The organism is Rothia sp. HMSC061C12, from assembly GCF_001815755.1.
GTDB lineage: Bacteria > Actinomycetota > Actinomycetes > Actinomycetales > Micrococcaceae > Rothia > Rothia mucilaginosa.
Map to the genome: position 1 here is coordinate 122,612 of NZ_KV821843.1, position 11,441 is coordinate 134,052.

10 protein-coding genes are annotated in these 11,441 nt (G+C 56.0%); 3 read left to right on the plus strand and 7 right to left on the minus strand.

The features are described from left to right. On the plus strand, positions 1-1,338 hold a 1,338-nt coding region (locus HMPREF3055_RS02005; protein ID WP_070737681.1), incomplete at its 5' end, for an alpha-amylase family glycosyl hydrolase. A gap of 125 nt (positions 1,339-1,463) precedes the next feature. Beyond that, the gene (locus HMPREF3055_RS02010) at positions 1,464-3,269 is read left to right on the plus strand and encodes a glycoside hydrolase family 13 protein (RefSeq protein ID WP_070737684.1); all 1,806 of its coding nucleotides are present in this window, start codon (positions 1,464-1,466) and stop codon (positions 3,267-3,269) included. 158 nt (positions 3,270-3,427) lie between these two features. On the opposite strand, the gene HMPREF3055_RS02015 is transcribed toward HMPREF3055_RS02010, so the two are convergent. Continuing rightward, positions 3,428-4,402: an AEC family transporter gene (locus HMPREF3055_RS02015; RefSeq protein ID WP_070737687.1), complete on the minus strand. Its 975-nt coding sequence runs from the start codon at positions 4,400-4,402 to the stop codon at positions 3,428-3,430. 301 nt (positions 4,403-4,703) lie between these two features. On the opposite strand from HMPREF3055_RS02015, the gene HMPREF3055_RS09190 reads away from it, so the two are divergent. Continuing rightward, positions 4,704-5,189, plus strand: a complete 486-nt coding sequence (locus HMPREF3055_RS09190; protein ID WP_141758465.1) for a hypothetical protein — start codon at positions 4,704-4,706, stop codon at positions 5,187-5,189. A 203-nt stretch (positions 5,190-5,392) separates the two neighbouring features. Here the strand turns inward: HMPREF3055_RS09190 and HMPREF3055_RS09065 are convergent, their stop codons facing one another. From HMPREF3055_RS09065 to HMPREF3055_RS02045, 6 genes are all read right to left on the minus strand, one after another. Next, a complete protein-coding gene (locus HMPREF3055_RS09065; RefSeq protein ID WP_083301090.1) occupies positions 5,393-5,815 on the minus strand; it encodes a type II toxin-antitoxin system VapC family toxin in 423 nt (140 codons plus the stop codon). Between the two features lie 9 nt (positions 5,816-5,824). Next, positions 5,825-6,091, minus strand: a complete 267-nt coding sequence (locus HMPREF3055_RS02025; RefSeq protein ID WP_070593719.1) for a type II toxin-antitoxin system Phd/YefM family antitoxin — start codon at positions 6,089-6,091, stop codon at positions 5,825-5,827. A 217-nt stretch (positions 6,092-6,308) separates the two neighbouring features. Continuing rightward, positions 6,309-7,901, minus strand: a complete 1,593-nt coding sequence (guaA, locus tag HMPREF3055_RS02030; protein ID WP_070688570.1) for a glutamine-hydrolyzing GMP synthase — start codon at positions 7,899-7,901, stop codon at positions 6,309-6,311. 222 nt (positions 7,902-8,123) lie between these two features. After that, positions 8,124-8,795, minus strand: coding sequence for an ABC transporter ATP-binding protein (locus HMPREF3055_RS02035; RefSeq protein WP_083309206.1), 672 nt, complete (start codon positions 8,793-8,795; stop codon positions 8,124-8,126). Beyond that, positions 8,795-10,819, minus strand: a complete 2,025-nt coding sequence (locus HMPREF3055_RS02040; protein ID WP_141758466.1) for a hypothetical protein — start codon at positions 10,817-10,819, stop codon at positions 8,795-8,797. The genes HMPREF3055_RS02035 and HMPREF3055_RS02040 overlap by 1 nt, the downstream gene beginning before the upstream one ends. 226 nt (positions 10,820-11,045) lie before the next feature. Continuing rightward, positions 11,046-11,396: a hypothetical protein gene (locus HMPREF3055_RS02045; protein ID WP_070737692.1), complete on the minus strand. Its 351-nt coding sequence runs from the start codon at positions 11,394-11,396 to the stop codon at positions 11,046-11,048. Positions 11,397-11,441: the final 45 nt, after the last annotated feature.

An 11,441-nucleotide genomic window follows, 5' to 3' on the forward strand; every position in this document is an offset into this window, starting at 1 on the left:
GACGAGGCGACCGGCCAGTTCTACCTGCACTACTTCTCCGTCAAGCAGCCCGACCTGAACTGGGAGAACCCGAAGGTCCGCGAAGAGGTCTACGACATCATGCGCTTCTGGCTGGACAAGGGCGTGGACGGCTTCCGCATGGACGTCATCAACCTGATTTCTAAGGACCTCTCCTTCCCCGAGGATCCGGCAGTCCTCGCTGGCGGCCTCGACAACTCCCTTGCTGTCGCAGCTAACGGCCCGCGCGTGCACGAATTCCTGCAGGAGATGAACCGCGAGGTCTTGAGCAAGTACCCGGTCATGACCGTGGGCGAAACCCCCTGCGTGACCGTGGACGACGCCGCACTCTACACCGGCTTCGACCGCAACGAGCTGCAGATGGTGTTCCAGTTCGAGCACATGGATGTGGACGCCTCCGAGGGCGGCGTGACGGGCAAGTGGTCCGACCGCCGCTTCAACCTGGTTGACCTGAAGAAGGTCCTCACCCACTGGCAGGAGGGTCTGCACGGCCGCGGTTGGAACTCTCTGTACTGGAACAACCACGACCAGCCCCGCACCGTCTCCCGCTTCGGTAACGACTCCCCCGAGTACCGCACCGTCAGCGCCAAGATGCTGGGCACCGTACTGCACCTGATGCAGGGCACCCCCTACATCTACCAGGGTGAAGAGCTGGGCATGACCAACGTCTTCTTCGACGACGTCAAGGACTACAACGACCTGGAAATTCACGACTCTTGGCGCAAGTACGTTGAAGAGTCGGGCCGCGTTTCCGCTGAGGACATGCTGCGCTACATCAGCGCCTCCGGTCGCGATAACGCCCGCACCCCCATGCAGTGGACCGCTGGCGAGAACGCAGGCTTCACTTCCGGCACCCCGTGGCTGAAGCTGAACCCGCGCTACACCGAAATCAACGCGGAGGCAGAGCTCGCTGACCAGGATTCGGTGTTCTACCACTACCGCGATCTGATTAGCCTGCGCCGCGAACACCCGATTGTCCTGACCGGCGAGTACCGCCTGCTGGATGAAGAGGATGACCAGGTTTACGCCTACCTGCGCGTGAACTCCGATGAGGACGCCGCCGCAACCGGCGAGCGCGCACTGCTGGTCGTCGCGAACTTCACCGATGACGCCGTTCAGCTGAACTACGCGGGCGGCAACCTGGATTCGGTGGTGCTAACCAACTCGCAGGCACTCTCCCCGACTGAGCTGAAGGCAATCGAGAACACCCCGAAGCTGATTAGCTCGAACTATCGCGACGAGAACCGCGAGTTCACCGACGAGGGTACCTTGCTGCGCCCCTACGAGGCGAAGGTGTACCTTTTCGGTAACGCCAAGTAGTCGTACCCCACTCATACTGTGCGAAGGGGGACCAGAAACGGACATTCCGGTCCCTCTTCGCCCTATACTTCAATCACAGACACCTTTTCCCTCTTCGGCGTAACCGCCGGTACAGAAAGGCAATTATGAGCAACTCCGAGGCATACGAGGTTCCCTCCTACGAAGGCCGCCAGTGGTGGAAGGAAGCCGTGGTGTACCAGGTGTACCCCCGCTCCTTCAACGACGCTAACGGCGACGGTATCGGTGATCTGAAGGGCATTACCGAGAAGCTGCCCTACCTGGCTAAGCTGGGCATCAACGTCATTTGGCTCTCCCCCGTGTTCGACTCTCCGAACGTGGACAACGGCTACGACATCTCTGACTACTTCGCGATCATGAGTGACTTCGGCACCATGGAAGACTTCGATGAGATGCTCGAAACCGCCCACAAGCACGGTATCAAGATCCTGATGGACCTGGTCGCAAACCACACCTCCGATGAGCACCCCTGGTTCAAGGAATCCCGCTCCTCCAAGGACAACCCCTACCGCGACTACTACATTTGGAAGGATCCGAAGGGCTTCGACGAGGACGGCAACCCGATTCCTCCGAACAACTGGGCGTCCGAGTTCGGCGGCCCGGCATGGGAGTGGGACGAGGCGACCGGCCAGTTCTACCTGCACATCTTCTTCAAGGAACAGCCCGACCTGAACTGGGAAAACGAGAAGGTTCGCGAGGACCTGTACTCCATGGTCCGCTGGTGGCTGGACAAGGGCGTTGATGGCTTCCGCCTGGACGCTATCAACATCATCTCCAAGCCCGAGGGCTACCCGGATGACCCCTCCACCGACTACGAGAAGCACACCTCCTCGATTCCGTTCGTCATTACGAACGGCACCATGGTGCACCCGTGGATGAAGGAGCTCACCCGCGAGACCTTCAGCCGCTACGACGTGATGACCGTGGGCGAGACCAGCGCAACCAGCCCCGAGGACGCTAAGCTGTGGGCTGGCTACCACACCGGTGAGCTGAACATGATCTTCCACTTCGATCACATGGGCGTGGATAACGACCCGAACGGCAATCTGGGCGGCAAATGGTCCTACGCGCCCTACAAGCTGACCGAGCTCAAGCGCATCCTGAACGACTGGCAGACCACCCTGGAGGGTAACGCCTGGGGTTCGTTGTACTGGAACAACCACGACCAGCCGCGCGTTGTCTCCCGCTTCGGTAACGATTCGGATGAGTTCCGCACCCTGTCCGCTAAGCAGCTGGCGACCACTCTGCACTTCATGCAGGGCACCCCGTACATTTACCAGGGTGAAGAGCTGGGCATGACCAACGTGAAGTTCGATTCGATTGAGGATTACCGCGATGGTGACTCGATCCGCTTCTATGAGGACATGCACGTTGACCACAAGCGTCTAAGCCACGAAGAGGCGATGCAAGCGATTTACATTAAGGGCCGCGATAACGCTCGTACCCCGGTTCAGTGGGATGCCTCCGCTAACGGTGGTTTCAGCCCCGAGGGTGTGACCCCGTGGATTGCTGTGAACCCGAACTACCCGGCGATTAACGCTGAGGCTGTTCTGGCTGATGAGGATTCGATTTTCTACCACTACCAGCAGCTGGTGGCTCTGCGCCGCGGCAAGCTGAAGGATCTGATGGTTTACGCAGCCTTCGCTCCGGTGGATTCGGTTCAGGTTCCGCACAACGAGGATGAGGCTGTGTACGCCTACACCCGTACCGGTGGTGCGGATGGCAGCCCCGCGAACGAGTCTTTGCTGGTGATTTCGAACTTCACTGCCGAGGAGCAGGAGCGCGACTTCGCTGTGCTTGCTGAGGCTCGTGAGGCTGGTGCTCGTGTTGAGCTGGTGAGCTCGAACTACAAGGACGACGCGGGTTCGACCCTGCGCCCCTACGAGGCGAAGGTGTACCACATCGTTCGCTAAGCGCTGTAGCTCGTTGAGTGCTACCGCGTGCCGATAAGGTGATAGACAGCAGAAGGAGGGTGAGGCTTATGCCCCGCCCTCCTTTTGTGTTGTCTCCTGCGTGGTCTCCTGTGTTCTCCCGGCGTGCTTTCTTGGCTCTACTTAGCTGGAGGCTCTACTTAGGTGGCGAAGACGAGCTGCAGGATTGGCACGGCGAGCGCTATCATTCCTATGCTGACGACCGCCCCTGCGGCGATGACGGGGGCTGCGGTGCCTTCGTGCCGGTAGTGGGTTTCTAGAATGACGATATTAGCTGCTGGCGGCAGAACAGCCAGAAGGAAAAGCACCTGCGGATGCGCGAGCAACTGGTCAAAGTGCACGCCCGCCGTATCGTGTGCCCAGCGGGCAAGCGCCAGCACGCCGACGCTGTAGACGCTCACGAGCCCGGCGCGTAGGAGAGCCCATCCGGCGGCGCGGGTCAGGTCTGTGCGGTGCAGTTTGGCGGCGCCGAGCCACATACCCAGCACGATCATTCCGATAAAGCTGAAAACCCAGGTGAGCACCCGGTAGAAACCCGCCCCGTACTGGCTCAGGATGGGCCCGGCGGGCAGGCAGAGCAGTCCCACCACCACGGCGATAACGGGCGGGCTGGTACGCAGACCCCGCAGTACCGTGCGGAGGGTTCCGCCACGGCTCCTAGCGGCTCGTGCATCCGGTGCGTTGCCCTCCCCTACCCCGGCCTCTGTCTTGGAACCACCGCGTAGCAGCGAGGTGCCCAGGATATTGCCCATGATGGAGTTGCCGATATACGCGCCAATGTACACGCGCACGGCTTCCTCGCCCCAGAATCCGGCAACCACAGGGATGCCGAAGAGTCCCGCGTTCAGGTAGACGAAGGCGAGCTTCTGCACGGGGTCGCCGGTGATGCGCCCGGCACAGAGCACGCCGAGGAGCATCAACACCATGGTGGAGGCGGCGACAAAGAACAGTTCGGGACGGCTGGTTGCGACAGTGTAGATGATGACGGCGGGAATGATCCAGCGGGTCAGCAGGGTTGAGGCGTCTTCTTTGAGGCGGGTGCTCCAGCGATCGGGTAGCAGTAGCGCGAGCCCCAGACCTAGACCTAGGTAGATGAGTGGGAGGATGATTCCCATGCTCGTTCCTTTCGCTGTAGCTCTGCTGTTTTTGCCGCGTTAGGGCGTGTCTAATAACCCTACCCTGAACCTTCAGGTTGAGGTTGATTATTTTTTCTCTGTGGTTTTCGGATTTTTCGCGTCATATTGCATCATATTCCGCCAAACCCTCGTTTTTTATGCGGTTCGCTTCTAATCTTGAAATATAGAAAGGATATATTTTCAGCGTATTCTTTCAATCTATCGCCGACACTCATTTTCTCGCATCATTAGACGCGCTGTTGTTTCTTCTCATGCGAGGTTATACGCTCAGGAGCCCGCAATGCAGCAACCGTATCTTTCTTCTCCTCCCGATGCTGGAGGCGTCCCCCACCGCTCCGCAAAGACCCCCGCGAAGGCGCAGGGGCAGCATGCCGGTGTGCATATTCCGTGGCGCTCTTCTGCGGCCCCCTCAGCAGTGAACGCTTCGACTGCAGTGGCTGAGCCTGTTGTTGCTTCTGCTGCGCCCGTAGCGTCTATGAGCGGTCCTGAACGTACGTTTAGGGTCCCGCACCCGGTGCTGAGTGCTATCTCGTGGCTGATTGCGGCTGCGAGCGCTGCGTGGCTTGTGATTCTGGGCGTCTCGTTGGCGTTGAATGTCGCCTCGGGTGTGAGTCACGATTCTGAGTTTATGATGCTAACCTACGGCGTGTACATGGCGTGCGCATTTGGGTTCTGCTGTTTTGGCACGTTTTTTGCTCTGCATTTTGGGTTGGGGTCGAGCGCTCATTGGCGTGATTCGATTCGTCATCCGCACCACCCGCATTAAAGTTTTTATTTCTCGTGTGGTTTTGTGGAGAGTTTTTAGTTCTTTTATTTGAACTCTTGTTTTAAATATTTTGGCGTTTTTCTTTAAAATTCATGCGAAAAATCTAGGCTACGGAGTATTTTCAGAAACGCTCATATGAAAGAAGCCGCCCGGCGCATCACAGCAGGATGCACCGGGCGGCTCCTTACGGGGCTTCAGCCATCTTAGGTTGCACACTCAAAGGGGTTCAGGAGCCGAACATGCAGACGCTCAAAATCTTTGACATTGCGCGTTACGAGAGTAAGACCATGAGTCAAAGCAGTTGCAGCGATCCATGCGTCGTTCTCCGGCGCTTTATCCGGCACGTGAAGCCCTGCACAACAATCAGCTACAGCTCCGTCAATGACAAGAGTTCGTTTCTGAAATTTCTCTCGAACTGCCAAAAACCACTCACGCAGATAAGCACCTTGTATCGGATCTTTACGCTCCATAGCAAGCACACCGCGCTCTAGTTCCATAAGGGTCACGACGCTAATATAGAGTGGCTTTTCTGAATAACGGCGAAACCACGACTCAAAAACAGGGTCAGCCTTACCGCGTGAGAGCTTCCACAACTCAGAAATAATATTGGTATCAAGCAGGTACATCGTTGTCCCCTAGAACTCTACAATGGGGCGCTGATGTGCGGAACGTTCTGCCGTGGGGAATTCTTCGGGCAGGTCCATACCTTCAGCAGGTTGAGGGTAGTTTGCGAAGAAATCATACAGGGAAGAGCTCTCATTCTGGCTACGCGAATACTCTTCATAGGTCATAAGGACATAGGTGGGTTCACCACGCTTAGTGATAATAACGGGTGATTGCTGAGCCTGCTTCTGGGCTTTGGCGAGATTTTGGTTGAACTCGCGGCTGGTCATAACGGTCATAATTTCCCCCTTGCTGCTCACGACATGAAAACATAAATAATGTAACTACGTAGCTACATTATATTTTCCTTTCAGTACTACGACAACCCCTCCATCTTCAGACCCGCTATATATCGTTAGGAAGATACGAAGAAGCCGCCCGGCGCATCACAGCAGGATGCACCGGGCGGCTCCTTCACAGGCTCCCAGCTACAAAGCTAGGTAGCCCACAGCGGGATTACTCCCACTCAATGGTTCCCGGGGGCTTGGAGGTAACATCCAGCACCACTCGGTTAACGTCCTTGACCTCGTTCGTAATACGGTTCGAGATCTTAGCCAGCAGGTCGTACGGCAGGCGCGACCAGTCAGCGGTCATTGCGTCTTCCGAAGAGACCGGGCGCAGAACAATCGGGTGGCCGTAAGTACGGCCGTCACCCTGAACACCCACGGAACGAACGCCAGCCAGCAGAACCACGGGGCACTGCCAGATGTGCTCGTCCTGACCTGCTGCGGTCAGCTCTTCACGCACGATAGCATCAGCGGCACGCAGGGTCTCCAGGTTCTCGCGGGTAACCTCGCCGACAATGCGGATGCCCAGGCCGGGGCCGGGGAACGGCTGACGTGCCACGATTTTCTCGGGAACGCCGAGCTCACGACCGATAGCGCGAACCTCGTCCTTGAACAGGGTGCGCAGCGGCTCCACCAGTTCGAAGGTCAGGTCGTCGGGGAGGCCGCCCACGTTGTGGTGGCTCTTAATGTTTGCGGTGCCGTCGCCGCCGCCGGACTCGACAACGTCCGGGTACAGGGTGCCCTGGACCAGGAACTTGATGTCTGCGCCCTCTTCGCCTGCTTCGGCAATCAGCTTGCGCTGTGCCTCTTCGAAGGAGCGGATGAACTCGCGGCCGATAGCCTTACGCTTCGCCTCGGGCTCGGTGATACCCTCGAGTGCGGAGAGGAAACGCTCCGACTCGTCAATGGTGATGACCTTAATGCCCATGGATGCTGCGTAGTCCTGCTCAACCTGTTCACGCTCGCCTTCACGGAGCAGACCGTGGTCGATGAAGAAGCAGGTGAGCTGGTCGCCAACAGCCTTGTGCACAAGTGCTGCTGCCACGGATGAGTCAACGCCGCCGGAGAGCGCGCAGATAACGCGGTCGTTACCGACCTGCTCGCGGATCTTTGCGACCTGCTCTTCGATGATGTTGTTGGTAGACCAGGTAGGCTTCAGGCCTGCCACATTGTAGAGGAAGTTCTCCAGAGCGACCTGGCCATAGTCGGAGTGCTTCACCTCGGGGTGCCACTGCACGCCGCCGAGCTTGCGGGACTCGTCCACGAATGCTGCCACGGATGCGCCGGGGGTCTTTGCCAGCACCTCGAAGCCTTCGGGGGCTTCGGTCACGGAGTCGCCGTGAGACATCCACACGTTCTGGGTGGTGGGGGTGCCGGTGAGGAAGGAGGAGTTCTCAGCGCAGACCACAGCGTCGGTTGCGCCGTATTCGCGCAGACCGGTCTGGGCGACGGTGCCGCCGAGGGTCTGAGCCATCACCTGGAAGCCGTAGCAGATACCGAAGATCGGCACGCCAGCTTCGAACAGGGCTTTGTCGCCCTTGGGTGCGCCATCGGCGTAGACCGAGGAGGGGCCACCGGAGAGCACAATAGCTGCCGGGTTCTTGGCGAGCATCTTCTCGGTGCTCATGGAGTGGGGGACGATTTCGGAGTAGATGCCGGCTTCACGCACGCGACGAGCAATGAGCTGCGCGTACTGTGCACCGTAATCTACCACCAGGACGGGACGCTCTTCGAGCTGGTCCAGGTTCACAGAGTTGGTCACGAAAATTACCTCAACGTGTTGGTACTAATCCGCGCACTTGCGCGGGGATATATCTATTTTACGCTATCGCGTTGTGGGGTTGAATGCCCGCGGCGCGGGAACTATTCCGCACTTTGCCGGTCATTCCACCGCATCAAGACAGCGATATAAGAAAGCACCGCCCGGCAACGGAGTTAACGTCTCCATAGCCAGGCGGTACATTATAAAAACAATTCTCTTCGTTTATCCCTTGAACTGAGACATATCAATACGCCGGTCGCAGAAGTCAGCCACCGCATCGCTGTGCGTAGCAATAATGGCACAGGCCCCAGCGTTCACCATCTCCCGCAGAATATCAAGTACCTGCGCCTCATTCTCGGCATCCAGGGCACCAGTCGGCTCATCCGCCAGAATCAGGGACGGTTGCTTCAACATAAGCCCAGCAAGCGCCACGCGCTGTTGCTCACCACCCGAGAGTTGGTAGATAAGAGACTTCTCTCGCCCAGACAAACCGACCCGCTTGAGGACGGACTCTAGCTCTTTACGGCTCGGGCGCTGCGAACGCGGCATAACCGCGAGCGGTCCGAGGACATTCTTTTCAACGCTCTCCCCTTCTACCAGGGCATAGTTCTGGAAGAGATATCCTAGACTATCACGGCGGAAATGACGGCGGGTTCGCGAGGATGAGCCGCTCAACATTGTTCCTTGGAAGGTATATTCTCCTTCGGTAAAGTCGGTCAGGGTCCCTAGACAGTTAAGGAGAGTGGTTTTTCCACTTCCGGAGGCACCAGTTAGGGCTAGCATCTGTCCTGGGGCTACGACAATGTGGACATCAGCAAAAATAGGATGCCCTGCAATACGCACAGACCCTCCGCTTACGGTCAGCAGATTTTCTGTTTTTAAGATGGACGCCATCAGTACATTTCCTTTCGCGCATGATTGGCAACTGCAACTCGGTAGCCTCTGCCAAAGGCCAATAAACTCATACCAATCGACACAATAACGGTGGACGTGAAGAGTACCGTTGCCAGCACTGCAATAACAGATGCAGTCTCAGCCCCAGCATTGAGATACTGCTCGTGGGCCAAGCTCGTTAGTTGGAGAACCCCATAGCTAATGACAAGAGTCGTTAAAACCGCCTCCCCAATGAGAACCCCACGGAAAGTCTGGGTCGGATGCATACCGTAGGTAAAGGAACGAGCAATACGCTGCTGATGTTCTGCGCAGTACACGCGTGCGTACTCCAGAAGGGTCACAAGACACAAAACGGAAAGGATAATGAGCGCATACAAGCTAATGCGTTGTTCGCTCTGCATCCTGCTTGTGAGACTAAAATATTTTTCACTCACCGGCAGAATTTCACCTACATAGCTTCGAGCCGCACTACCCTCAAGAGATTCGAGAGCTTTTTGCCGATCCTTAATGAATGCCCCGTTCTGGCTGAAGGCAGCAACGAGCATCTCCATTCTGTCGGTCAGCACAGTTTTCGGGACATACACAATAATGGGGTTCTGTACAAAGTAGTTAGCTTTGGTACCGTCACCATATGTGTAGGAGCTCGTTACAGTCTCATATGCTCTCAATTCCGAAAGCTCAGCTCGTGGAGCTTCTAAATTGTTCGAGGGAGAAGAGCTATCAGCCGAGTCAAAGGCACTAGAGGCAAGGCGCCTTATATCATCGGTGTGCTTTTCCAATTCCTGGGGATAGTAGACGCTAAGACCGCTACGACTTTCCAGGTCTTCAAGAGGAGGTAAGCCTGCTGGCAGGGATTCAGGATTACTATCCAGGTATTCACGATTCACGTACAGAAAGGTGCGACCTAAGCTCTGATCAGGTTTCAGAGAGTCTGATTCATTCTTTCCGGCTCTATAAGCTTCAATCGATTCATCGGATGTATAGACAGGGTTCTCCGCACTAGCGAGGATGACGTTATCAGATTCTACTTGTTCTTTACTCCAGCCCTGAAGGTTCTGGATGTCACTAGCCTTATACCGGAAACCATTAAAGGACACACTATATCCGCTACTCTGAAGCACCGCGGGGCGGGCTTGATTGAGTGCATGGACTTGCTGAGTCGTGTAAGCCAAAGTGATTAGAGTAGCAACAACAAGGATGAGCGCCAAAGAGCGGCACGCCCAGCTAGCCGCATAGGTAATACGCGTGGGTACCTTTCCTTTAAGGGCTTGTCCAATAGGTATAGCTACAGTAAATACACAAGCCACATAATGCAGCAGAAGCATAAGGCCCAACATCCAGCACAACAGAATAAGCTGAACTTTCAGTGTCAAGGCCGCAAAAGCCCACGAATTGTACAGAGCGAGGAATGCATAGAAAAGGGCGTAGAGGCCCAGAATTCCGCCAAGAATAGCAGGCCCTGATTCTAGCAGCTGTGCACTGTAGACACGGTTTAGGGATGCACCATGCAGACGCAGGCGCGCGCTTTTTTTCGTCTGCCGGAATACGGCACCAATCAGAGCCGTACTAAGGGCTAGGCATGTTGCGATAAAGGCATACCCGCTTGGGGTTCCCATGTAGTACCCTGTAATGCTTCGGAGATTGAGAACATCGTATTCCGTTACATGCGCACCATTTTCACGCAGGGTAGTGAGCAACTGGGCACGTTGCTGGTCACTACCGCCATAAAGGTTGTAGAGACCTCGAGCTTCTACAACCTTGCCCGGATTAAGCCTTTTGACCTCAACGCGGTCTTCAGGAGCATAGGAAGGGTATCCCGTTTGCTCCCACCTACGTACAGTATTTTCGGCACCACAGAATTCGAGTACGATACCGTGCCGAGTATCTGACACGTCAAGGGTGCGACGAGCTATAGCGATGCTGTTCTTCTCCGCTTCCTGACACATATTCTCCAGAAATTTGCGAGTATCTACGCCTTCACTGATAGAAGGAATCTGGAGGTTACGGGTATGCCCAAGAGACATCTCCGAGTTGATACTCAGAAGCATGAAGAAGGGGAACACGATGGAGGCGAGGGTCGCCCATAGATAAACTGAGGTGAGGACCGATACATACCGGCCAAATCGGAATCGGCACTTAAGCATGGGGATTCGTTTCTGTCATATGGGCGGGCCGCCTGATAGATTCGCTCAGACGGCCCGCCAAATATTTTGCATATTAGCTTCCTGCATCATCTGCAGGACCATATTGCTAGTACGCTATAAAATATTCAACGTGCTTATTTCTAACAATGGTTGTTATAGTAAGCTTCGTTAGTGTGGTTCCAGGAACGAGCAGACGAAGCCCTAGCCGTGGTAAAGGGCTTCTTACATCCGGAGTAAACCCAGTCCCTTCCCCAAACGGTTGCGCTATGCCATTCTTCTTGTGGTAATAACGAGACCACACGCCCCAGATAGACGAACCATAGTCCCAAGTACCACCACGCACATCAACAACAGTCGCCGCAGCCGGGACAGTTGCGACAGGAGCGGCGGTCAGCGCCGTCGCGCTCAATGCGATAGCGGCAAGAACCTTCTTAACAGGGGTAGCGATGATACCCATTTCTAATCTCCTTCAATAGGTATATCCATATGGTATTGAACTTAC